Annotated in this window: 27 protein-coding genes; 17 read left to right on the plus strand and 10 right to left on the minus strand. The window is 69.7% G+C overall.

Annotation, left to right across the window (positions count from 1 at the left end):
- Positions 1-209: 209 nt before the first annotated feature.
- Complete coding sequence (locus IE206_RS35285; RefSeq protein ID WP_189969566.1) at positions 210-1,406, minus strand: methyltransferase domain-containing protein; 1,197 nt, start codon at positions 1,404-1,406, stop codon at positions 210-212.
- A 387-nt stretch (positions 1,407-1,793) separates the two neighbouring features.
- On the opposite strand from IE206_RS35285, the gene IE206_RS35290 reads away from it, so the two are divergent.
- On the plus strand, positions 1,794-2,450 hold the full coding sequence (locus tag IE206_RS35290) for a hypothetical protein (RefSeq protein ID WP_189969568.1): 657 nt from the start codon (positions 1,794-1,796) through the stop codon (positions 2,448-2,450).
- Between the two features lie 52 nt (positions 2,451-2,502).
- Here the strand turns inward: IE206_RS35290 and IE206_RS35295 are convergent, their stop codons facing one another.
- Entirely contained in the window at positions 2,503-3,048 is a 546-nt protein-coding gene (locus IE206_RS35295) for an HAD domain-containing protein (protein ID WP_189969570.1), read from the minus strand.
- A 236-nt stretch (positions 3,049-3,284) separates the two neighbouring features.
- Between IE206_RS35295 and IE206_RS43480 the strand changes: the two genes are divergently transcribed.
- Positions 3,285-3,956 carry a WhiB family transcriptional regulator gene (locus IE206_RS43480; RefSeq protein WP_189969572.1) on the plus strand — a complete coding sequence of 224 codons (672 nt, stop codon included), beginning with the start codon at positions 3,285-3,287 and terminating at the stop codon, positions 3,954-3,956.
- A gap of 265 nt (positions 3,957-4,221) precedes the next feature.
- Positions 4,222-5,883, plus strand: a complete 1,662-nt coding sequence (locus tag IE206_RS35305) for a 3'-5' exonuclease family protein (protein WP_189969575.1) — start codon at positions 4,222-4,224, stop codon at positions 5,881-5,883.
- A gap of 27 nt (positions 5,884-5,910) precedes the next feature.
- On the opposite strand, the gene IE206_RS35310 is transcribed toward IE206_RS35305, so the two are convergent.
- The 3 genes from IE206_RS35310 to IE206_RS35320 all read right to left on the minus strand — a co-directional run bounded on the left by IE206_RS35310 (position 5,911) and on the right by IE206_RS35320 (position 7,006).
- Entirely contained in the window at positions 5,911-6,129 is a 219-nt protein-coding gene (locus IE206_RS35310; protein WP_189969577.1) for a hypothetical protein, read from the minus strand.
- Between the two features lie 113 nt (positions 6,130-6,242).
- On the minus strand, positions 6,243-6,842 hold the full coding sequence (locus IE206_RS35315) for a hypothetical protein (RefSeq protein ID WP_189969579.1): 600 nt from the start codon (positions 6,840-6,842) through the stop codon (positions 6,243-6,245).
- The gene (locus tag IE206_RS35320; protein WP_189969581.1) at positions 6,839-7,006 is read right to left on the minus strand and encodes a hypothetical protein; all 168 of its coding nucleotides are present in this window, start codon (positions 7,004-7,006) and stop codon (positions 6,839-6,841) included. The genes IE206_RS35315 and IE206_RS35320 overlap by 4 nt, the downstream gene beginning before the upstream one ends.
- Before the next feature lie 213 nt (positions 7,007-7,219).
- Between IE206_RS35320 and IE206_RS35325 the strand changes: the two genes are divergently transcribed.
- The 6 genes from IE206_RS35325 to IE206_RS35350 all read left to right on the plus strand — a co-directional run bounded on the left by IE206_RS35325 (position 7,220) and on the right by IE206_RS35350 (position 11,052).
- Positions 7,220-7,981 (plus strand): RNA ligase family protein, encoded by a 762-nt coding sequence (locus IE206_RS35325; RefSeq protein ID WP_189969582.1) that lies wholly within the window; start codon positions 7,220-7,222, stop codon positions 7,979-7,981.
- A gap of 153 nt (positions 7,982-8,134) precedes the next feature.
- On the plus strand, positions 8,135-8,524 hold the full coding sequence (locus tag IE206_RS35330) for a hypothetical protein (RefSeq protein WP_189969584.1): 390 nt from the start codon (positions 8,135-8,137) through the stop codon (positions 8,522-8,524).
- Positions 8,525-8,620: 96 nt separating this feature from the next.
- Positions 8,621-9,181 (plus strand): hypothetical protein, encoded by a 561-nt coding sequence (locus tag IE206_RS35335; protein WP_189969587.1) that lies wholly within the window; start codon positions 8,621-8,623, stop codon positions 9,179-9,181.
- Between the two features lie 182 nt (positions 9,182-9,363).
- Entirely contained in the window at positions 9,364-10,143 is a 780-nt protein-coding gene (locus IE206_RS35340) for a class I SAM-dependent methyltransferase (RefSeq protein WP_308433973.1), read from the plus strand.
- Positions 10,140-10,580 carry a hypothetical protein gene (locus IE206_RS35345; RefSeq protein ID WP_189969588.1) on the plus strand — a complete coding sequence of 147 codons (441 nt, stop codon included), beginning with the start codon at positions 10,140-10,142 and terminating at the stop codon, positions 10,578-10,580. Before IE206_RS35340 ends, IE206_RS35345 begins: the two co-directional genes overlap by 4 nt.
- Positions 10,581-10,683: 103 nt before the next feature.
- Positions 10,684-11,052 carry a hypothetical protein gene (locus IE206_RS35350; protein WP_189969590.1) on the plus strand — a complete coding sequence of 123 codons (369 nt, stop codon included), beginning with the start codon at positions 10,684-10,686 and terminating at the stop codon, positions 11,050-11,052.
- 143 nt (positions 11,053-11,195) lie between these two features.
- Here IE206_RS35350 and IE206_RS35355 read toward each other — a convergent pair whose 3' ends face one another.
- Positions 11,196-11,366: a hypothetical protein gene (locus IE206_RS35355; protein ID WP_189969592.1), complete on the minus strand. Its 171-nt coding sequence runs from the start codon at positions 11,364-11,366 to the stop codon at positions 11,196-11,198.
- Between the two features lie 221 nt (positions 11,367-11,587).
- Between IE206_RS35355 and IE206_RS35360 the strand changes: the two genes are divergently transcribed.
- The 5 genes from IE206_RS35360 (at position 11,588) to IE206_RS35380 (ending at position 16,107) form a co-directional block, all read left to right on the plus strand.
- Entirely contained in the window at positions 11,588-11,986 is a 399-nt protein-coding gene (locus tag IE206_RS35360; protein ID WP_189969594.1) for a hypothetical protein, read from the plus strand.
- 46 nt (positions 11,987-12,032) lie between these two features.
- Complete coding sequence (locus IE206_RS35365; RefSeq protein ID WP_189969596.1) at positions 12,033-13,001, plus strand: AAA family ATPase; 969 nt, start codon at positions 12,033-12,035, stop codon at positions 12,999-13,001.
- A gap of 29 nt (positions 13,002-13,030) precedes the next feature.
- The gene (locus tag IE206_RS35370) at positions 13,031-14,791 is read left to right on the plus strand and encodes a VWA domain-containing protein (protein WP_189969598.1); all 1,761 of its coding nucleotides are present in this window, start codon (positions 13,031-13,033) and stop codon (positions 14,789-14,791) included.
- Positions 14,792-14,879: 88 nt separating this feature from the next.
- On the plus strand, positions 14,880-15,512 hold the full coding sequence (locus IE206_RS35375) for a hypothetical protein (protein WP_189969600.1): 633 nt from the start codon (positions 14,880-14,882) through the stop codon (positions 15,510-15,512).
- A 280-nt stretch (positions 15,513-15,792) separates the two neighbouring features.
- Positions 15,793-16,107, plus strand: coding sequence for a hypothetical protein (locus tag IE206_RS35380; RefSeq protein WP_189969602.1), 315 nt, complete (start codon positions 15,793-15,795; stop codon positions 16,105-16,107).
- A gap of 587 nt (positions 16,108-16,694) precedes the next feature.
- On the opposite strand, the gene IE206_RS35385 is transcribed toward IE206_RS35380, so the two are convergent.
- Complete coding sequence (locus tag IE206_RS35385) at positions 16,695-17,060, minus strand: hypothetical protein (protein ID WP_189969603.1); 366 nt, start codon at positions 17,058-17,060, stop codon at positions 16,695-16,697.
- A gap of 429 nt (positions 17,061-17,489) precedes the next feature.
- Here IE206_RS35385 and IE206_RS35390 point away from each other — a divergent pair, with 429 nt between their 5' ends.
- From IE206_RS35390 to IE206_RS42790, 3 genes are read left to right on the plus strand one after another with little or no spacing between them, the layout of a single operon-like run.
- Complete coding sequence (locus tag IE206_RS35390; RefSeq protein WP_189969606.1) at positions 17,490-17,933, plus strand: hypothetical protein; 444 nt, start codon at positions 17,490-17,492, stop codon at positions 17,931-17,933.
- 28 nt (positions 17,934-17,961) lie between these two features.
- The gene (locus tag IE206_RS35395) at positions 17,962-18,282 is read left to right on the plus strand and encodes a hypothetical protein (RefSeq protein ID WP_189969608.1); all 321 of its coding nucleotides are present in this window, start codon (positions 17,962-17,964) and stop codon (positions 18,280-18,282) included.
- A gap of 40 nt (positions 18,283-18,322) precedes the next feature.
- Positions 18,323-18,913, plus strand: coding sequence for a DUF6205 family protein (locus IE206_RS42790; RefSeq protein ID WP_229853298.1), 591 nt, complete (start codon positions 18,323-18,325; stop codon positions 18,911-18,913).
- Positions 18,914-19,447: 534 nt separating this feature from the next.
- On the opposite strand, the gene IE206_RS35405 is transcribed toward IE206_RS42790, so the two are convergent.
- The 3 genes from IE206_RS35405 to IE206_RS35415 form a co-directional block, all read right to left on the minus strand.
- Positions 19,448-19,861: a hypothetical protein gene (locus tag IE206_RS35405; protein ID WP_189969612.1), complete on the minus strand. Its 414-nt coding sequence runs from the start codon at positions 19,859-19,861 to the stop codon at positions 19,448-19,450.
- A gap of 64 nt (positions 19,862-19,925) precedes the next feature.
- Complete coding sequence (locus IE206_RS35410) at positions 19,926-20,528, minus strand: helix-turn-helix domain-containing protein (RefSeq protein WP_189969614.1); 603 nt, start codon at positions 20,526-20,528, stop codon at positions 19,926-19,928.
- A gap of 9 nt (positions 20,529-20,537) precedes the next feature.
- Complete coding sequence (locus IE206_RS35415; protein WP_189969616.1) at positions 20,538-22,649, minus strand: DUF8841 domain-containing protein; 2,112 nt, start codon at positions 22,647-22,649, stop codon at positions 20,538-20,540.
- Positions 22,650-22,672 lie beyond the last annotated feature (23 nt).

Here is a 22,672-nt window from a genome sequence, read left to right on the forward strand (position 1 = left end):
GGCTGCGCCGCGGGCAGGACGTGCTGGAGCGGGTATTCCAGGATTGGTCGGAGACGGTGGAGCAGACGTTGCGGCCTGAGCCCCTCGATCTGGCGCAGGCGGGCGGCTTCAAGGCGACATCATTCTGGGGGCGGCAGTCCTGTGCGTCCCCGTGTGAAGACCGCTCGTTGTCGGCGTCAGCCCGAGTTACTGATGTGCGATCTGTCGGATCACCGTTGTCTGGTGGTCGAGTTGGGCCGGTCGGAGAGCAGCGGCGCCGCTGGGTGAGTGCGCGTAGCGGGGTCGAGAGCCCCGGGCAGTGGGGACTGCGGGCTGTCGAGCCAGGCCCGGCAGGAGCCGCTGCGGCCGGCGGTTACGCCGAAGCGGTTCCTGCCGGGTCGTCCCTGCCCGTCCCACCAGGACCACGCCGCGCATACCTCGTCCCACAGGTTCCGTGGTCCGCACTGCGTAACGCCATCCGGCTTGTTCCATGCGTCCACGGCCACGGTGGCCCATGAGCCGTCGGTGCACCACAGGCGCAACAGTCGGTCCCCGTCGGCTGGCACGGGATCCCAGGTGACGGCGGGGACTTGCAGACCGACCGCCCAGCGAGAGGCGCCCGTGGCGAGCACGGTGCGCGGGTCGACTGGGGAGGCCATGCGCTCGGGTTCGCCGGCAGCCGCCTGGGCCCAGTGCGGCCGTTGCCCGCGCTCCCACATGAATCTCACGCCGCCGCGGAACCGGCCGTCGGCAGCCTGACCGTCTTCGCGGACGGTCAGGCGCAGGAGCCCGGTGTTGGCGAACAGGGTGCCGAAGGGCATCACGAGTCGGCCTCCGGGTCGTACTTGCGCAATCCAGTTGCCGGGGATGTCCCGGACGGAGAAGCCGACGTGCACCGCGTCATACGGTGCTGCATCCGGGTATCCGAGCGTCGCGTTACCGTGCAGCGCGGTGACGGTCGCCTCGTAGCCGATCAGGTGTGCGCGGACCTGCGCGGCCAGTTCGGGGTCGGATTCCATGGTCACCACGACGGTCCCGAAGCGGGCCAGGAGGGCGGCTGTCCAGCCAGTGCCGCTGCCCAGGTCCAGGACGCGGGCGCCGGGGGCGGGGTCGAGGAGGGCGAGCATGCGCGCGACAGCTTCGGGGGCCGAGGAGGACGACGACGGTGAGGGTCCTCCGTCGAACGGCGACGGGGCAAGTTGGGTGACGACCTGGGCATTCGAGTGGACCAGGGCTTCCCAGGCCCCAGGTTCGGTGCTCCGGTTCACCGTACGGTAGGTGCGCGGGGTACCCGGCTCCGGCACGAAGACCTCGTCGGGCACGTAGTGGCCCCGCGGGACGTCCTCGAACGCGCTGCGCCAGGGGCCCGGCAGCTCTGTGGCCGTCGCGACCTCGCCGACCAGCTCCTTCCAGGCAACGGCAGTCACTGCCGCTACTCCTCGTCGCCGTCGCCGGGATCGTCGATCGGCATGCCACCGAGGCCTTCTTGCTCCTCGTCGTTCAGCGCGCCGTCGCTCTCGGCATCCTCGCGTGCCAGGTCCATCTCAACTCCATTGCCTCTCCCGCTCTGTTCTACTCCGGTGCGGTGCCACGGTCACGTGTACGTCCGCAGGCCGTCCTCCGTGACGGCTCGCCTCGCCGGTTTGGTGCTGAGCGTCTGAGTCGGCCGGCGCTGCAGCGAGGGCGCGGGGCCTGGAATCTGTCCACAGGGGCCTCGTTCGAGCATCGATTCGCGGCGATGAGGAGCCGCGTTGTGATGCGCTCCGCGCCGCCTGGCGGTGAGCGGGGCGCCCCGAGTCGAGCAGGAGGCTCTCGTGGGCAGGTTCAAGCAGAAGAAGCAGCGGCGCAGCCGGTTCCAGGTCGACGGGCACCCGGTGGGCCGGTCCGACTTGATTTCTCACATTTCGGCGGTGGCGGAATCTGTCGACGACCACGGGCGGGTGACGTTCTGGGATGACCCCGCGCTTCAACTCGGCCAGGTCGCACGTGGCTTCGACCTCGCGTCCGGGACGGTGACGGTCGAGCCTGGCGGAACCGAGCAGCTGCCGGCGGCCCTGTTTGAGCCGGAGCGGGCGCTGATGATGCGCCTGCCGGGCCAGCCCCCGCAGGAGCAACAGGTAGAGGTCGCGATCAAGTTGGGCCTGGGACGGTTCGGGCGGGGGCTCTCCGCACTGTGCTCCGCGCCTGGCTGGTCTTTGCACCGGCTCGCCGACGAGCGGCTGGAGCTTCGCAGTCCCAACGGGGAGGTGTTCTCGCGGATCGCGGTCCCGCTCAATCCGGCATGGATCTCCGCCGCCGTGTCCACCGGGTTCGTGCTGTGCCTGTACGGGATCCAACTCGGGGTGCGTACGCCGCCGGGGATGCCGGCCGACCGGTACACGGACCAGGAGCGGCTGGAGGAGTTCCGTCGAGGCCGGGGGCTGGGGTTCACCGCTGCTGGGCTGGTGCCCTTTGTGAACAACCGCGGGTGAGCGGCCTCAGGGCCTCGCCGCCCGTCGTCGGGTGGAACGGGCGGCGAGCGGTCTACGCGGAGCGGGGCAGGGTGAGTTCTCCGGCCCAGTGCGCGAGCGCCTCGAAGTCGTCGAGGGTGAGGCCGACTTCGGGGTCGACGTCGTAGAGCAGCGCGGGACCGGGGTGGTTGCGGCTCACGTAGTCGCGGTCCGCCTGATGTATCTGGTCATCGACCCACGCGAACGGGCGACCGGCGGCGTAGCTCACGACGTCGGCCGTCTTGAAATAGGTGCCGTCCGCCGGGAAGTGATCGGGGTTGGTCCAGTTGATGACGGGCAACGCGGGCAGTCCGATGGCCGGGCTGATGTGCCGGTTCGCGTCGTCTTCCCAGGTGCTGGCCCAGGCGAGGTCGAAGGGCAGGTCGAGGAGTTCCGCGCCGTGCTCGGGGTGGAGTCGCACCTGCAAGTCGGGGACATCCTCCGATAGGAGGTGGGGATGCTGAGCGATCCAGCTCTGGGGGCGCATGAGGTGGAGGTGGTAGCCGGCCGGGCCGGGAGGCGCAGCCTGGAAGGGGTTGAGGACTCCGTCGATGTCGAGGAGCAGGAGGGGGTTGGGCAAGGGCTCTCCAGGATCGAAGCGCACTCGGGGCGATGCCCGGGTCTCACTCTTTAATTTACTCAACCAGGGCGTTTGTGTCAACTTTAAAGGGTCATTCGTGTACCATGGGATGCACCCGCAGGGGTGTTCGTGGCCGGGCTCCGGCTCCGCCACCCCCAGAGCGAGGCGCTACCGCCTGCACGTGGCCGCCTCCCCTTCCCCCTGAACTTCGCCAGTAGTACCAGGAGTTGATCGACTTGCCCCATCCCGGATCCACGGCAGAAGGGCGATGTCGCCCGCTCCCCTACTGGGAGCAGAAGGCCTCCTGTCGCGGAACGGACCCGGAACTGTTCTATCCGGAGGGCCCGCTCAGCAACGCGCTCATCCAGCAGGCCGACGAAGCTCGTTCAGTCTGCGCTCCCTGCCCGGTACGAGGGCAGTGCCTTGATGCCGCTCAGGTGGCCGAACGCGGGCTCGCTGCTTCGGAGCGGTCGGGGATCCGCGGCGGCCTCGACGGCCACGAGCGCTACGCGCTCGCCCGCGGTCGCCGATTGCCGAAGCGCCCTCAGCCGATCCCCGATGACGGGCAGGAGCACGGTGTCCGCCGTACGTACCGGAAGGGGTGCCGGTGCTTCGCCTGCACGGCAGCGGAGACCGGAAAGAGGCCGAACCCTCGCCCCACCGCAATGTGCGCGACAGCGAGCACCGGTCGTGGCCGCTCGGCACAGTGCAGGAAACCGGCCTCGACCGTCGGGCCGAACGCTCTGGGTTCCCCGGCGGGCGATCCGCCCGAGTGCGGAACTCGCAGCGGGTTCCAGTGGCACGTCAGCAAGGGCCAGGTTCCGTGCGAGGCGTGCACGGCTGCTGACCTGGCGGTGACCTGGCTCCTTCGCCCAGGTGGGTCCACCGCTTCCCCGGCCACACCGTAGGGCGATCGAACTGCCTCGGCGGGCACGTTGCGGCGCGCCTTGTCGGCCGCCGAAGCCGCAGAGCCAAGGCTCACGCAGTCCGTCGCGGAGTTATCTGCCCCCGTCCGCATCCGGGACCCGACGCCTCGCCGTACCCCCTCGCCACGCCCAGGAGTTCCCAGTAGCCCAACTTGCCATGTTTTCAACACTCTTGACACTGTTTCATTGGTTGTGCCAGTTTCTGGCTGCCCGCATCTCAGTGGGCGCTCGCGAGAGGACGTAGGCAATGACCAACCGCACCGACGCGTCGGATCCCACGGCCTCCGCTCGACCCCCGGTCGTGAACAGCACGCAGCTGGCGAACGAGCTCGGCTTCCCGGTCTGGATGGTGAAGCGCGCTCAGGAGTTGGGGCTGGTGTCGGCCCGGGACAAGTCCCGTGGGTGGTCTCGGGCGGTGGCTGATGAAGTCGCGGCTCGCGCACCGCAGATCCGCGAGGCGATCGAGGACCGCGAAGGTCTTGGGGCGCACCGTCTGGCCGAGGAGCTCTCGGCGTCGGCCGGCTGTTCCGCTCGGAAGGATGATGTGCTTGCACTGTCCGGACAGGGGTTCTTGCGGGTAGTCGGGGAGTACAACGGCTTTCCGATGTACTCCGTGAAGGACGCCAGGGCCCTGTCCAGCGCCGGCCGGGAAGCGCTGGCGGAGATCGTTCGTGCGCGCGAGGAGCACGAGGCTCGTCAGGAGGCGCGGTGGCAGGCGTGGGCCGCGGTGAGCATGAAGCCGGCCGACGCGGCGGACCGGTTGGGGTGGCGGGTCAGCGAGTTGGAGAAGGTTGCGGCCGAGGGCGCGATCAGTGCGGGCCTGGGTGGCCGGTACGCCACGGCCGACCTGGACGTCCTGGCCGCCGACGAGGAGGTGCGCGAGCGGGTGTGCGGGGACCGGCTGATCGGATCGGACGCGGCGTGCGGCCTGCTGGAGATCCGCCCCTCGGACTGGAAGTACGTCCTGGACGCGGGATGGATCACCCCGAGCTCCTACGTGCAGTCCCAGGTGGGGAGCCGCCGGTGGATCGACGTTCCGCTGTTCACCACCCGCGACGTCGAGGTCCTGCGCGACCTTCCCGGCGTGCCGTGGGAAGAGGTCCGCGCGGTGCGGCCGGGCACCCCCAGTCCGCTGCGCGAGTTCGTGAGGCGTCAGCCGGGCCGGGCCGAGCTGGTCCATGGGTTCGCCGGCGCGCTGGCCGACCGTCACCAGGTCGAGGTCTGGGCGCATCACGACGAGCGGACGGGCAGCTGGGAGCTGGACTGGATGCGGGACGAGGTGGGGAATCCGGGGGTCGGCGCCGTCAGGGCGGAGCTGTGGGCGGACGCGGCGGTGGCCCGGTTCGCGTCGGACATCCGGCTCGGCGACACGCTCTGGGGGCGCCTTGCGCGGTGGGCGCGTCCGTTGCTGGTGGACGGGGCCGGCGTCGTCCTGTGCACCCGTACGTCCGGACCGTCCAGTGTCGAGGGCGTGGAGGACGAGGTCGTCGAAGTCGCGGTTGTCGACGTCGCCTCGGGCGCCGTGCTCTTGGATCGTCCCGTCCGGCCGGGCTCCCCCTTGGGCGAGCGCCGTGTGCACGGGATCAGCGATGCTGACCTCGAGCGGGCGCTGCCGTGGGAGAAGGTGTTGCCGATGGTGCGCCGGGTGACGAGGGGGCGGTTGATCGTGCCGTGCCGGCCGGAGCGGGATCGCGGTTCCATCAGCGCCGACACCGAGCGGTCCGGAAAGCGGCTCATGCACCTGGGCGCGGCGGAGTCGTGGGCGCTGCCGCCGCAGGAGAGGCCGTTGGAGAGTGTGGCCGGCTGGCCCGCGCGCCGGGGCGCGGAATCCGTTCGCGAGGCGCTCGTCCGTCTCGCGAAGGGCCGGGGCCGCTCCCACGTTCCCCAGGACGCCGGATCTCGCGGTTGAGGCGCCGGGTCGCTCGGCTGTGGGGGATCAGTGGACTGCGCGGGTCCACGTCTGTGCAGTGAAGGAGTCCACGCGGACGGTGACGGCGAGGCTGCCGTCGGCGTTGCGGCGGAAGATGGGCGCGGCTTCCTCGCTGTTCACGTCGAGGGACAGCCCGCCGTCCTCGGTGATGTACGCGGCGATGCGAGATCCTGCGAGCGCCAGAACGGGTACGGCCTCCCCCGGGGCATGAGGGTCGGGCGGCAAGTAGTACGCCGCCTGGTGCAGTTCGTGAATGAGTCCGGGGTTCAGGGTTTCTCCTTGGGGATGGCAGGGTCGCGGGCGCTGTGGCCTGCTGCCGGGCGGATATGCGGGGGTGCTCAGCTGCCAGGTGGGTGGAGCGGACGTGACCGGGCCCAGGCTTCGGCGAGGTGCCGGATGCTGGTCAGGGTGTGGTTCAGGGCGGCGGGCGACATTCCTCCGGGGCCGGCGTTCTCCAGGAGGACTTCCCGCAGGGCGTGCTCGAAGCGGTCGTCGGCCCGGCTGCGCGAAGGGCGCGGTGCGGCACCGTCGGCCGACGGCCGGTGGCCCTGGCGGCGGGCCGCGAGGGCCGCGCGTATCAGGGTGTCGGCCACCGTGAGCCCGTGCTGGGCCACGAGTCGGTCCCACAGGTTAGGGAAGGGGGCCTCGACACCCTGCTCGGTGTCGTCCATCAACTCCAGGACCGTCTCGACCTCGGCGTCCAGGAGCGGCAGGTGTGGCTCGGCGGAGTTGAACCGGGCGATCTCGGCTGAGGCCGAGGCCTTCTCCGGGATGGTGGTGGCCCGGGTGAGCGAGGCGTGGATGGCACGGGCTTCTCCCGGGGCGGTGATGGGGCCGATACGAGTAACTCCTCCGTCGGCCTTCGTGACGATCACTGCGAGCGGTGCGGAGGTCGTAGGCGCGGCCTCGCCAGGGTGGGGTGCGGCGAGCACGGTCACGCGGCGGCCGCCGAGAAGCGGATGGCCGCCTTCTTGGCAGCGTTCCGGTTGCGCTGGCGCTTCGGCCCACTGGCATGGACGCCACTGGCTCCGGAGCGGCGCAGGTTCTGCGTGGCAACGGCGTGCTCGCGGTTGCGGGTGTAGTCGCTCAGACGGGGGCTCATCGTCATTCCTTCCTTGCAGGCGCCACAGAGTCGGCATTCACTAATTTACTCAACACTGCCACTTGAGTCAAGTTATTAGGGTCATTACAGAGAAGGGCGACCTTCGCGATGACCCTTTTCATTTGACTCTACTCCCACATCGGGGTACTTTTGTGTTGTGCGGGGCGCTCGCCCCGACCGCCCGCTCCCACCTGCCCGACCTTGGAGGACCCCTTGACCAATCTCGACGCGATCGGTCTCGATGCCCTGAACTCGGCAACGAAGTACCCGTCGATACCGACGTTCCACGAGATCGACCGCGGCACCCTGCTCGAAAACACGGTGGCCTTCAACGGCGACGTGGTGCTCACCGAGAAGGTGGACGGCACGAACGCGCGGGTCGCAGTTCTGCCTGACGGCGACTTCGTGATCGGCAGCCGCGAGGACCTTCTCCACGCCCGTGGCGACCGGGCCATCGACGCGAAGAGCACCATCGTTCCCGCCCTGCGCTCACTGGCCGGCCACCTGACCGCGCCCACTGCGGGCGTCCGCGTCTACTTCTTCGAGGTCTACGGCGCCAAGCTCACCAAGGCCAGCAAGGAGTACACCGGCAGCCACGCAGTGGGATTCCGCCTCTTCGACGTCGCCGCAGTGGACGCCGCGGTCCTGGAGCGGACGCCTGCCGAGATCAGCTCCTGGCGCGAGCATGGCGGCCAGCAGTTCTTCACCGAGGACGAACTCGCCCTCGCGGCCGCAGAGAACAGCGTCGAGCTGACGCCGCGGCTGGGCCGCGTCGCAGCGGATCAGCTCCCGACCGATCTCGCGGGGATGCAGGACTTCCTCGCCACGCAGCTGCCCACCACGCGCGTGGCACTGGATGGCGGCGCTGGTGGCCGTCCGGAGGGGCTCGTGCTGCGGACCACCGACCGCTCGGTGATCGCCAAGGCGCGTGTGGAGGACTACGCCCGCACCATGCGGCGCCTCGCCGCTCGCTGACCATCCAGTCTCCGGGGCGCTGCCGTCATGGTCGCGCCCCGGCGCCGTACGTCTGGCCTTCCCGGCGGTGGCTCGTCCGGCCGCGGCCGCTACCGCCTCGGCGAGCCCCGAGACGACCAGTAACTGATCACCGAATCCCCGAGCGAGGAAGCCATGACGAAGACCGCCACACCCGAGATCAAGGCCCGCAGGGGTGACCTGGTGGTCGTGGAGCTGCGCCCGTCGTACACCACGGCGTCGTACACCCGCGAGGAGGAGCCCCTGGCGTACCGGCTCATGGAGGTGACGAACCTCTTCCGGGACGGGCGGATCAAGATGGTGCGCGACGCTCGGCACGAGGGCGGTGGAAACCCGCAGCAGTTGGACGGGCTGCTGCACTCCACTGGGCGCCGCTGGCTGCTCCCGGTCGCCGATTGGAACGTCGAGGAGGCGCGGGCCCTCGCAGCGCAGCATGTCTACCCGAACAGCACGATGCCCCGCGACTTCCCGTCGCTGGAGGACGCGCGCGAGGCGCTGGCCCCGGCCCGGCACAGCAAGACCTGATCAGGCTCACCCCATCACGCCCACGGAACGGCAACCGGGCACAGCTGGACCAGGCGACGTCGCGGGGCCCTGCCGAGGCGGTCCCGCTCCGCCCGTGTGACGCCAGCGCACGGATGCAGGTCCGTATCTCCCCGATACCCCAACCACCTCAAGGAGCTTGCCCTGTCTGGTGATTCGCAGCTGCAGGTCATCATCTACAGCGTCCACGACGACGAGGTCGATGCGGTGCTGGCCGCCTTCCACGGCGCACGGGTGGCGAGCGACTACGGCCTGGGACCTGTACCCCGCCAGTTGGAGTTCGGCTTCGTCTACGGCCCCGGCGAGGTGGCGGCCGGCTCCGCCCGTACCCTGGCCGACACACTCACGAACAACACCCCTTCCGCCGCGTTCGTCGTCTGGCAGGACCCCAGCTATCCGGCCAACGGGGCCTACATCGCCCGCGTTCCGGGCGTCGGGGATCTTGAGACCGAGTGCGACGTGCACGGCACGCCGGTGATCCCCCTGCGCAAGGTCATCCCGTTCTTCACCACTTCCCGGCGCGTGGGCTGGACCCGGACCGAGGACAACGAGGCCGGCCAGATCCGGGAGGCGGCCGAAGTGCTCGACGCCCTGGCCGTATTGGCCAAGCGCCTGCCGGGTGCCGCGAGGGCTGAGTGACCGGTCCTCTCATAGTGCTGCCCGCTCCGTCGGCGCGGTGGCGGCCCGGCCACATGGGCCTGGCGTGCTGCAGCACCGGAACCTGCCGGCCTGCGAAACGGCTTCAGCTGCCGAAGCGGCCCGCCTTCCGGGGGCGTAGGCCGCGGGTCCTTGATCTGTTCTGCTGCGCCGGCGGCGCGGGGATGGGGTACTACCGGGCGGGGTTCGACGTCGTGGGCGTCGACCAAAGCCCGCGGCCCCACTACCCGTTCGAGTTCCATCAGGCCGATGCCCTGGAGTTCGCCCACGCGCACGTCCAGGACTTCGACCTGGTGCACGCCTCGCCGCCGTGCCAGCACTCGTGCACCCTCACCAAGGGCACGAACAAGGGCCGCCAGTACATCGACTTGATCCCCGATACGCGGGCGCTGTTCGCCTGGTACGGCGTTCCCTCCGTCATGGAGAACGTCCAGGGCGCCCAGCTGCGGCGCGACCTTGTCCTGTGCGGTGAGATGTTCGGCCTCGGAGTCTTGCGGCACCGCGTGTTTGAGATCGACTACTGGGAGGGCAACCGGCGGCCGCACCAGCCCCACCGGGGCTACGTCCGCGGCCTGCGGCACGGCGTGTGGCGGGACGGCCCGTATATCGCCGCGTACGGAAAGGGCGGCGGCAAGGGCACCGTCCGCGAAATGCAGCAGGCGATGGACATCCACTGGACCGACGTCCACGAGGAGCTCACCGAGGCGATCCCGCCCGCGTACACCGAGTACATCGGAGCCGAGTTCCTCACCACGGGCGAGTGGGGCGCCGTCGCTCGCGGGGTTCCGGACACCGCCCCCATTCCGAAGATCATGCGCCCCTATCTCCGGCTCAACGCCGCGGGCCGGCTCGTCGCGACCGAGAGTGGCCCGCAGCCCTCCGCTCCCGCGCCGCGTCCCCTCGTCTCGCCGTTCTCCGTTCCCGTTATGAAAGAGGCCAGTTGACCAAGCCCAAGTACTTCGTGGACGTCCCGCACCGGTACCTCGACATCCCGGTCCCCGCCGACGTCAGGGCCCGGTGGCACACATGGGAAGCCGCGGCCTGGCGCCGCAGCCGGCACAGGGCCATCAACAACCTCTTCCCACCCGACCAGCGCTACACGGTCCACGCACCCGCCGCGATGTGCCCTCACCACCAGGAGTCGTGGCGGGGCTACCGGAACATGGACTTCGACCCGGTCAGCGGGAACCGGTGGCCCGGACACCCTGGCTCCCCCTTCATACCCGTCGGCCGAGACCTGGCCAGGGTCCGCGAGGAGCGCCGGTGCGAGTGGGATGAGAAGGCGTCCGCCCAGATGCGCCTGATCGAGGACATCTGTCTGTCCGGCCGGTCCCCGCAGTGCGACCGGCCGAGCCCGGCGGGCGATGGTGCGTCGCTGTGAACTGTGTGGCCGGCGGCGGTCACTGTCGTAGTCCAGGATTCCGGGGAGCTGGCTCACGGGGGGGGCGGCGCGTGACGGCCACCGGACAGCGTCGTCCTTGGATATGACGGAGACGACGGTCGAGAAGCCGGTGTCCGAGCTGAGTGCGTACCTGCAGGACCTGGTGCGGAGTGATCCGGCGCGGGTACTGCCGGCGGTGAACGAGGTTGTGGTGGCGCTTCATGCGGTGGCGCTGGACTCGGTCAGCGTGGCGCCTTCCCCGGACTTGTTCGACGTGGGTAGGAACCTCGCACGGATCGACGACGCGGGCATCGAGATCGTGACGGCCGTGAGGGCGCTCCTCGGTCCCGCGGTCCAGGTTCAGGCCGACGCCGAGCTGTCCCGGATGGAGGCGCTGATCGCGACAATGCCGGCGCCTCGGACGCAGCCGGGTTGGCGGCAGTCGTCGACCGGCCTCCTGGCCCTGCCTTAAGCCGACGGCATGTACCGCGCGTAACAGGAGCCCGACGGCCATATCCGCCATGCTTCTGACGGTCCGCTGGATCCCAGGTTGTGTGCCCCGGGTGAGTCGGCGGGGCGCCTGGCCGAGCTGGTTGCGGCGCCGGACGCGGTTGGTCAGGCGGCGCCGGCCGGGACGAGGCCGAAGTCGAGAGCCCGCTGCGACTCGCGCAGCGTCTGCTCCGCAGTGCGGCGCGCCTCGGTCAGGACGTCGCCGAACTCCTCGACGAGGCTGGTGTAGATCGGTGCGTCACCGTCACGTGTGCTGTTGGACTGCGGTGTGTTCACGGTCTTGTTCTCTCCCGGGGCGTGGACAGCAGGTGCCGAGTGTACGGGGGTGTGACCGGGTAACCAGCACAGCCCTGACGACCCTATTGATTTGATTTCATGAGCCGATCCGGGTACAATTGAGATCATCGGAGGACGCTTCCATCCTCGCGGTCGGCCGTTTCGCCGCGCACCTCCAGATACATAGTGACCCAAATAATTTGACCCATGGGGGGTATGAGTTGGCTACCAGTGGCAGCGTCGTCAGCTTCGGCTGGGAACTGCACCTTGAGGACGGGCACAGCGACAAGTTCTACCGGTTCATCGTGGTCACTGGGGACGAAGCGATCGTGCTCGGAATCCATGGCTCCCGCAGCGGCAAGGGCCAGATCGGGCTGGTTCACACGCAGATCACCGCCGCCGAGGCTTTGAGTGCCGCGGTGAAGCGGTCCCGCGAAAAGGAGAGTAAGGGCTACGAGCCGAGTCGCGACTTCACCGTCTTCGGCCTGCCTGCGGATCTCACCGACGCCGCCTCCGCCCGCAGCAACGCCCACCGCATCGCTCAGCACTTCGGCAAGCACGCCCGCGAGACGGGCACGGAACTCGGCCGCGCCTCGCACATCCCGGGCTCGAACTTCTAGCCCGAACCGCCTCCGCGCCCCTCGCCCCTTCCACCGCAGGAGTCCCTTGCCCAGCTTCACGGATCAGATGAACCAGCGCGGCCGCGCGGTACTTGAGGACCTCGAGCGCGAACGCACCCAGCAGAGCGCGCCCGTCCCGTCACCGACCGCCCTGTCGTCCGCGCTCGTTCCGGTCGGCCCGCAGGTCCGTCCGAACGGCCATCCCTACCATCCCCGCATGGTCGGCCCGCTGGAGGACCTCGCGTTCCTTCGCGACGCCCGCAGCCACCACGAGCACGTACTGCTCGTCGGACCGCCCGGCACCGGCAAGACCGCGCTGAGCGAGGCCGCGTTCGTCCAGGACGCCGTCGACGGCCTGCACACCGGCCTGGAGACGATCGTCGGCACCGCCGACACCGACGTGCCGGACTTCGTCGGCACCTTCGTCCAGGACCCGGACACCGAACTCTACGAATGGGTCCCGGGCCCGCTCATCCGCAGCATCGAGAACGACGTCCCGCTGCTGATCGACGAGATCGCCCTCATCGACCCCCGGGCCCTGACCGTGCTGTACCCGCTCATGGACGGCCGCGGCGAACTGCACGTCCCGATGAACCCCAAGCTGCCCCCGCTCAAGGTCGGCCCCAACTGGTTCGTCATCGGCGCCTGCAACCCCGACGTTCCCGGGGCGAACCTGAGCGACGCCCTGCGCAGCCGTTTCCACCACCACATCGAAGTCGCCACCGACTGGGACCTGGCCGCCGACCTCGGCGTGCCGGTGAACCTGATCACCGTGGCCAAGAACCTGGAGAGCCGCAAGGCCCAGGAGACGTACGAGGGTTGGATCCCGCAGCTGCGTGACGCACTGGCCTTCGCCGAGGCAACCGGGCGGTACGGACAGGGATTTGCCGTCTCCGGTCTGCTGCGCAAGTGCCCCTCGCAGGACCGCGACGAGTTCACCGCGGCCATGGTGGAGAAGTTCGGCGAGATCCCGGCGCTGTCCCTGGGGGCCCGGGTGCCTGCGGGGCGCCGGTGACGGCCGCAGTGGCGGGCACCGACCCCGCTGTGCAGGAGGACGTTGACACGGACCTGCTGGATGCCCGGCGCGCGCTCGCCCGGCGTCTGGGTTCCATCATCAACACTCTTGCCGACCGTGACGACGTGCTGCTCACCATGGTGTGGGACGGCACGCCCACGGCGGAGGCCGCCTGGTTCGACCCGGCGCTGATCAAGGTCACGGTCAACGGGGCGATCGCACTGAAGGACGGCGGGCACCCGGACCAGATCGACCCGCTCAGCGTCTCGGGTCGGCTGCGGCACCCGGTGATCGTGGGCATGTCCGCGCACGAGGCCGGACACGCCCGCAGCACCCGCTGGCAGGACTGGCCCGAGACGGCGGGACGCGCGGTGATCCGTGCGGCCGTCCTGCTCGAAGAGCCCCGGATCGAGGCGCGTCACCTCCAGGAGCGCCCGGCTGACCGCGTCTATCTGCGCGCCTGCGCGAGCAGCATCGTGCTGCCTGCGCAGCGCACCGCCTCACCGAAGTACGACCGGTGGCGGGCAGCGGCCGGTGCCGCGCTCATCCTGGGCCGGGCGGACGCCGGAGTGCTCACCGCGACCGAGGTCCAGCCGGTGCGCACGGCTGCCGAGTCCGTCCTCGGCGCCGGGGATCTCGCCCGGCTTCGGGCCCTGTGGCGGGAGGTCCTGACCCTCGCCGACGGCGACCAGACCGGACTGCTGGAGGTCGCCCGCCGGTGGGTGGAGGTCGTCGGCGCCGATCCCGACGACGACCTGCCCGGCATCGGGTGCGCTGCGGGCGAGCCTCACGAGCCCTCAGATTCCACGGCCGACGGGGATCCGCTCGGCGCGGCCGTGGCCACTGTCACCGCCGCGGCCTCGACTCAGGCCCAGATCTCCACCGGGGCGATGCCCGACCCCGAGCAGCAGCGTCGTCTCAAGGAGGCGGCAGCCCGGCGGCAGAAGGAACGTCGTGCCGAGGATGCCGCACAGCAGGCAGCCCGGCAGGCGGCCCGCCGCGTGTTTCTGTCCGCGCCCGCTCCGTCCTCACGCCGCTCGCGGCCGAGGAATCCGGTCCGCGGTCATCGTGCACCCACCGCGCTGGAGCGGGCAGCCGCACGGCGCCTGGGCAGCGCGCTCGCCAGGGCACGCTTCCGTGACACCGCTCGGGTCCGCGTCGCCTCCGCGCTCCCGCCGGGCCGTCTGTCCGGCCGCGACGCGATGCTCGGTGCGGCGCAGCGGGCCCTGGGCGTGCCGGTCACCGCCCGGCCGTTTCGCACCGTGAAGCGCAAGCGCACGGACGAGCCGCCGGTCGCGGTCGGCGTGGCCGTCGACGTGTCCGGGTCGATGAGCGCCTACACGCCGATCGTCGCTTCGACGGCCTGGATGTTCGCGCACGGAACCCGTGAGGTCGCGGGGAAGGCTGCGACGGTGGCCTTCGGCACGGCCGTCACCCCGATCGTCTCCCCCGGCCAGCCGCCGTCCCAGGTCACCGAGTTCCACGCGAACGACGGCAACCACCGCTTCACGGAGGCCGCCAACGCGCTCGACGGCGCGCTGGGGCTCTCCCGCCAGGAGGGTGCCCGCGTCCTGGTCATCGTGTCTGACGGCCACTGGGAACCGGAAGAGCGGATCGGCGGCGAACGTCTCGTACGGCGCCTGACCAGGGCCGGAGTCCACGTGCTCTGGTTCTGCCTCGACCCCGGCTCCAACGTGCTGCCCGGCGCCCAGCGCCTGGATGTCACCCAGGTCTCCGACATCCCCGCCGCCTTGAGTGCGGCGCTGGTCTCTGCACTGCGCCACGCCTGAACCGCCCCCGGCGGGCGGGTCCCACGGGCCCGCCCGCCCCTACCGGGCGCCACCGGACGGCGGCGCCCCCCACACCGAGGAATCCTGCGTGCCCATCACCACCCTCAAGGAAGCCCGGCAGGCTGCAAACGCCCTGGCCGAACGCGGTCCGATCGCCACCTTCGCCGCCGGCCAGGGCGCTCCGGGCTGCTTCGCCCGTCTTCGCCTGGCGCTGTCCGGCCTGCGACGGGAGAGCCTGGCAACCTCAGCGGCCCTGAACATGAGCGACGGCCCTGACGATCCCTACATGGAGCGCGGAAAGCAGGAGATGGCCGAGATCACCTCCGCCATCAGTGACCTCCTGGCCTGGACCGAGCAGCAGCGCTGCCGGGTCGAGGAGTGTGACTGCCGGGCCGACCGTCTGCTGCGCCAGCTCCTCGACGAGGCCCAGATACCTGAACAGACCGGCCGCTCCGTCTCGTTGGGACGCAACAGCTGTGTCATCGCCGGCCACTTCGAGCCCGAGCCGGACGAGCGGACCGCATACGTCCTCATCGAGCACCGCAACCACATCGAGCACGCCGTCCGTATCCACCGCGGGTGGCGGGCCCGCCTCGTCACGGCCACTGGCATCACCACGGTGTACGAGTCGCCGGGTTACCCGATGACCCCGGTGCCCATCTACCGCGACGACACCCACGCCTGCGTCCGCGCTGTGGCCGAAGCCCTGCACCGCGTCTGATGGCCGGATCCACACCGGTGCCAAACTCAGGTCCTGACAACTTGCCAAAACCCGACTGCCCTGTTGGACACGATGAAGCTCTGGCAGGCCGTCCCCGAACCGACCGCGTCGCGCCACGGCGCCAGGGGGCCGACGGCGCGCAGCGGAACATCCTGGAGCGGCCCGGCCTCCTGGTCGTGCGGTGACTCTGTCCACAGGGCTTGGCGAGCAAGGTCGGAGTATCGGAGGCGGAGCAGGGTGCCGCCCCGGCGTCCCGAGTTCTGACCCGAGGAGACCGCCCATGGTGATCGCTGTGCTCGACGTGTTGCTGACCATTCTGGTGCCGCTGGTGATGGGCGCGGCAATCACCTACACCAACCCGAGTGGCGCCTTGTTCCTGCGCCCGGTGGAGGAATCCCCCCTCGGGCGTAGCGAGTTGAATCTGGTTCGTGTGCTTCCTCTGCTGCTACCCGTGGTGTGGCAGCCCATCGCGGGTACATATCTGCTCGCGGAACGGCTGTTCGGAGTGCTTGTCGTCGGCGCCGTCGGGATGGGGCTGGGCCGCATTCTCCGCGCAATCTCCACTCGCCTGCTCGGTGCGCGGAGCGGCAGTTGAGTAGCTCCCCCATCGACCCCCGCAGGGGGTCGATGACTTCCGGGGATGGTGGGCATCTTGAACCCCGGGCCGGCCGGACCGGTGAGTCCGGTGAGTCGGTTCGTTCTGCAGCTGCGTCTGGTCGCCGAGATCGACCGGGGCGGGCGTTGGTGGTCATCTGGGGCGGCCTCACTGTCGCCTTGTCTGTGTGCGTCGCGATTCAGCGGGTCGCGCCGCATCTGCTGGCCGCGACCGTCGACGGGTCCGTACCGGTCCCCCTCGCACAGGTCTTCGCTCTGCTACTCGTGCTTGGGCAGTTGGCCAGCCTGGCTGGGCTCTGCTTCTACGGCTGGCACGCTCTGTTCACCACTCCGGTCTGCGTATTCGTCGCGATCCGCAACCGGCGCGAGCCTCGGCGACCTTCACTGGGTATGTGATGAAGCCCTTGATGTCGGTGCGCGAATGCACACCGACATCAAGGGCTGTCGTCCTGTGCCACCGGATCTTGATCGATTGCCACTTTGGCTACAGTGCGGTTCGTGCCATCGAGCCTTGGCCAGCCTGGTCAGGGGCCTCGCTGAGCAACGGTCAGCCCCTAGATCTGGTCGTCACTTTGCCAGGTGAGCATCCGCTGGCGCGTGTTCTTCGACGATTGTCTCCAGCACGGCGTCTTCGATGTCCTCCAGCGCGCTGCGTACCGCCTCAAAGAGTGCGTCAGCTTCTCCTCGGGACTGTCCGGCGAGTATGTGGATCTGATCGCCAGCCAGCCACGCCCCGTCAGGGAGCCGAGCATCGGCGATCTCCGTCAGGGCGCGCACCATGTCCTCGAACGCGCCGCTTTCGTCCACCCAAGTCCGCCAGTCGGCGTCACCACCGTCGACGAAGACCCTGATCAGTTCGTCAGGGGTACAGCCAGATCCGTTCTGGGCAGCCAGGAAACTGGACAGAGCACCAAGAGACGTGGTGGTAGGCATAGATGATCATTCCCCGGGTCGATTTGAGTGTGCAGCGGCCTCTGGGACGAGCCAGGGCCGGACTCCCGCAGGGGCGGGGCTGCTCTGCATGACGGGGACTCCCGCAGGGGCGGGGTGCCGGAAAGATCCGGTAACGAACGCAACCATACAGGCCGTGACTCTTCTTCGCTTCCGCCTCGCACGCCCCACACAGTCGGTCACCTCGGTGCGCCAGGGTGAGTCCCGGCGCGCGGCCGTGCCGGGGCCGACCGTGCGGTCGGGGTGGGCGCCCTGACTGGCGGCGCCGCGCCTCTATCGCGTCGCCCCGGACCCGTCGGCACGGGAGCGGCCCCATTCCACCCGATGACCCTATTAATTTGATTTAATCCCGTCTTTGGAGTACAGTTCTGTATTGGGTTGGAAACGCCCTTCCCGACCAGAAGGACTCCCTTGACTGCCGATTCCCGCTCTTTCGATGACCGCCCGTTCACCTGCGGCCCCGTCCCTCTTTCGCTCCTGCCGTTCCTGCCAGAAGACTTCCACGACGATGACGCCGATGAATGGCTGGTTCACTTTGAGCCCTGGGGATGGACCGGGATCCGGGACTGGGGCACCGAGGGCTGGGACCTCGGCAACTGGCCCTACCAGGCGGTCGCTCTCTACGACTCGCCATTCGAGCTGTGCTACGCATTCGCCGTCTACACGGAGGGCGACGTGAGCGTCGAAGCCTGGGCCACCCGCGAGGAGCGCGACGCCTCTGTCGACGTCCTCGCGTTGTCCTACTGGAGCGACCCGGACCGGGGCCCCGTCGATGCGCCCGATCCCAGCACCCCGCCCAGCGAGATTCCTGGGCGGTTCCGTGGCCCGTACGAGCCGGGCGACACCGCGCCCTGACCCTCCTGCCCCCGAGACCTGGAGTCGTATGCCCTCATCCGACGAACTGAACGACACCGAGCGCACGACCGAAGAGCTGGCCGAGGTGATGTTCAGTGGGAACGTCATCGCGGTGTGCTTCGGCACCCTGCTCACCTTCCGCATCTCCCTCGGCGGCGTGGATGTCTTCGTCCGCCACTCACTGACCGAGGATCAGATCAGCGACCTGACCGCCAGCTTCAGCAACGGCGAGGTGAAGATCACGATGCCGCCTGCCCTTCGCGCGAGCGGCCCGATCCCGGTCGATTCCGGCGAGGCGGCGCTGCTGCACCGGGCTCTCGAAGCCCGCAACATGCTCCTGGGCGGCTAGCCCCGACGTGCCCACCGGCCGCGGTCGCGGCTTGCCATCCATGCGCCGCTGCGCCGCCACCTCAGCGGCGGCCTCTCACCCATTTGTACTGGTGGCCGGCTGTCACGCCCGGGTGCGTGACAGCGGATGTGACACCCCGCGTGACACCCCGGTGCGGCGCGACCTCCGCGCAACGCCAGGCTGCCCCTCTGGCTCGCCCATCCGCGGCCGCCCAACCCGGTTGGGCCCATTTGCTGTTCACCAAGGAGACACTCTGTACTACACGTACGTCACCGGCGAGATCCGGATCGAACCTCCGCTGACCTTGGCCGAGTGCCGGGCCAGCCGGTTCTCCGGCCGTAGTTCCGAAGGGCCCCGGGCCATCATGCTGGACGCCCGGGAGCAGCCTCCGCAGCGCACCGTCGGGCGGGTGCTGCCTGATCGCGACGACGCGGAGAGCCTGGGCCAACTTGAGGACGACGTCCAGGAGCTCATCGACGCGTTTCCCGGTCACGAGTTCCGGGGTCGGTTCCAGTGCATGGGCGACGGTCACTGGGATGACATGTGGGGAGTGGTGGTGATCGACGGGTGCGCTCGGCGGGTCACCCCGCGGGTGATCTGGCCTGACGAGGAGGCCGAGTCTTCGCTGTAGCCGTGGGACAGGCAGGCAGGGGTGCCGGTCCGGCTGTCGGACCGGCACCCTGTCCGCGTAGTAGATGTTCGGGTCGAGACGCGGGAAACAGGTAGCGCGCACCCTCCGGCTTCACACAGGTGACCGAGGCGGCGACGGCTTGGGTGGTCGCGAACCGGCGGCTTCCCGGAGAGCATCCTGATGCGTCTGCCGAGCGGCTTTGCCGAGTAGGTCCTGGCCGCGTGCTGGCACTCGCCGGTCGAGTCCATCCGGAAGATCCGGAAGTGGCGAGACATGTACCCAAACCTCGTTCCGCCGAACTGGCAGACCCGCCTGACCCGTTGGTGAAGTACGAGCAGCTCGCGGCGAAGGTCACCCCAGTAGGGGACATCTACCGGGCAGCACCGAGCTGGGCATCGCGGCGGCGGAGGCGCTCACCGCGACGCGGATTCCGGACCTCGATGCCGACGCAGAACCTTCCTGACGGCGCTCCCGCAAGGGTGGCCGTCGGTCGGTCCCGTCTCGCCGCGCAGGACCCCGGGGGCGATCCGGCGTCTAGAAGAGGACGTTGTCGTCTGTCGGCGGAACAGCGCGTTCTGTGGTGGGCGGCCGGTAGTGGATCTCCACCCAGCCGCTGCACCGGTAGACCCGCATCTCGTCGCACTGCCGGCAGCGCACCGCGTAGTGCGTCTTGCACCAGTACGGCTTGCCCTGCGCGCGGACCCACCCTGAGGGCTGGCCTGGGTGAGACCGATTGACGCGGACCATGGTGGGTTCGGGCGTGTACCAGGTCTCGCCGAAGACGGTCGTCAACGGCCCGGTGAAGGCGCAGGTGAGGCAGCAGGGGTCGATGTGCGAGGCGTTGATGGCGGGTTCCCACCCTCCCCAGCGGATCTCGCCGGCCTCGCGGTCGTGGTCCGGAAGTGCAGGAAGGATGCGTGCGGGTTCCGGCTCGGCCGATGTCACCATGGCGTCCAGTGTGCCTGCGCGTACCGACAGCGGTGTCGGCCGATCGCCGGGACATGGGCTTCGCTTATTCGCTGGTCTGGCTGGAGCCGGTCATCAGGGGCACGTTGAAGACGACGGAGCCTGCGTCGTAGCCGAAGTCGCCGGCGTGGAAGCCTCCCGCGACGCCACCGTTGAAGTAGGCGGCGATCCCGTCCTGGACGATGGCGTCGACCTCGCTCTCGTTCTCGGCCCGCGCCAGAGCGGCGAGGTCCTGCCCGCTGAGGCTGACGGAGATGTCCCGGGTCCGGATCGCGTCCGAGCCGCGGACGGTGAAGTTGTTCACGCGCGGCACCAGGACGTCGCCGCGGTGCTGTTCGGCCTGGCGGGCTCGACGATCGCGGCCGCGCTTGGTCGTCTGGGCGGCCGTGGCGTCGCGCAGCAGACGCGCCGCGTTCGCGCCCTGTGGGGTGCGGGTCCCGTCGAGCCAGCGCCGGACGGTGCGCGGGGATACGTTGTAGGCGGCGGCCATGGCGGCCGCCTGGCCGCCGTAGATCCGTTCAAGGGCATGTGCGGTCTGCGTGGTGGTGCGCACGGGGGCCTGTTTGGAGGTGTAGAAGAGGTGGTTGACCCGGGAGTACATCTCGGTCAACTCGGTCTGCTTGGCCTCTTCTTGGCGGTTCGTGGTCACGGCTGTTCCTTACGCCTCTACGGCGGTGCCGTCGGTGGTGTAGTCGTGGGTGAGGCGGGAGGGGTGTTCGTCCTCGTCGTCGTTCAGTAGCTGCCGGACCGCGTCCATGGGGATGCTGGACTCGTGCTTGAACTGGCCCGGACCGATGCCCAGGCGCAGGACGCCGAGAACGGGCTTTCCGTTCTCCGCCGGGGTAAGCAGCTCCAGGGGCGACGGCTCCTCGGTGGCGTACAGGTACGAGTCGACGTTGATCGCGAACGGGGCGCGGCCGGTCTTCGTGTACGTCTTGCGCATGCGCCGGTGGTTGGCGATGCGGGCGGCTGAGATGACGGTGAAGCGCACCTCGGGACGGTAGGACCAGTTGGCCACGATCTGCTGCAGCCAGGTCTCCTCGTCGAGGTGGGCTGCCCCCTCGGTCCACTTCCCGACGCCGCCCTTGTAGACCGCCTTGTAGAGGCCGGCGAGCACCAGAGCGTCGGTGCGCTCGGCGTCCTGCGGGTCGATGTCCTTGTGGCTCGCGTACGCGGCGAGGAACTCAGTGGGGTCCTGCCCGTCCTTGAGACCCAGGAGCCCGTAGACCCGCTTGTAGGCCTCTCGGAGCCGAATAGTCCATTCCTTGAGGAACGGCACGGTCAGCGGGGACAGGTACGCCTCGGTGATCGTGTCGGGGTCGAAGCCGAAGTCGGTGACCATGTAGGTGACAGTCGGGGTGGCGTACCAGCCGGGGCCAGCGGGCGGCCTGCCGTGGAAGGTAGCCGGGTGGGGCAGCAACGGATCCACGTCGACGTCGGTGAAGTCGCACCACCACAGCCCGGCCGGGGCGGACTTGGTGTCCCAGACCGGATCGGAATGGTGTTCCAGCGGTCCGACGGGAAGTCGCAGGGACATGGTCACCGACAAGTACGAGGCGCACACGTCGCAGGCGACGGCGTACGGCATGGCCGCTTCGGCCTCGGTGAGCGGGCGGGACCAGTGCTTGTAGTCCTCTTCCTCACACGGGACTTCGCCACGGTCCAGGAGCTCGCGGGTCAGCGGGTGGCGGGCGCCAGCGGCCGGCGGCACGACGGTGTCTCCGCTGGGCAGGGCACCGTCGCGGAGCCGGGAGTGCCATTCCCCGTCGTCGTCCTGGACCGGCTCGGAGCGGGGACGGACCGCCTCCAGGAGCAGCTTGCTGGTGGTGGCCGGGGTGATGCCCGGCGCGGTGCCGAGGTCGGCGACGTAGGTGCGGATACGGCGGGCGAGGGTATGTGCGTCGAGCTCTCCTGCGGGGTCGACGGCGAGCTGGTTGAGCATCGCTCCCGTCACCTGCTGTTTTTCGCTGCCCTGCCCGAGCCATGGGGTGATCACCACGCGCAGGGACGACTTCGGGCCACCCGCGGCGCCGACGCGGCGGAACGCATGGAAGGTGGGCCCGATCTCCTGGGAGAGCTCCATCCCGACGCTGGCGGCTGCGGTGGTCAGCTTCTTCGTGAGGGCGGCCAGGGCCTTGTCGGTGGTGGGAAAAGACGCGGGAAGTCCCAGGGCTTTGAGTGCCGCGGCCGAGAGGCAGACCATGCCGTCGCCCGTCCGGCCCGCGTCGTGAATACGGTCGATGCGCAGCGGCAGCCCGGTGCCGAGCCAGGCGAACCAGTCGGTGACCTTCGTGCCGGCGGGCGGCGGGACCTGCTCGACGTCGAGCGTCCACCCTTCGGCGTTGTGGTCGAGGGCGACGGCCGGCCACCGGCGCGGCTTGTTCGCCGCCGGGGCGGTGGGTGCGGTGCGTGCCGGGGTACGGCGCCCGCCGGGCCGCGCTGACGGCTGGTCACTACGTCCACGGAATGCGGAGGCCGGGGGCGGGCCGGCGGGGCGGCGCACCGGCTGCTGCACGGGCTCGGGGCGGGGCGGCTCCGGGGCTGGCGGGGCGGGTAGGGCATCGGCCTGGCGGGCGGCCTCGGCTTCCTGCTCGGCACGGCGTTGGCGGTGACGCGCGATCGTGACGGCCCGGGACTCGGCGGTGCACTGCTGCGGGCAGCGCTTCCACTTGTGAACCATCCGGTCGCCTTCGACTTCCCACACAATGACGTAGCCGGGGCGGTCGCTGCCGATGCAGCCAGCACACCCGGCAAGGCGTACCTCGGTCATCGTCTGCCCTGTCCTTCCGGTCG

Source organism: Streptomyces violascens, from assembly GCF_014649955.1.
Lineage (GTDB): Bacteria > Actinomycetota > Actinomycetes > Streptomycetales > Streptomycetaceae > Streptomyces > Streptomyces violascens.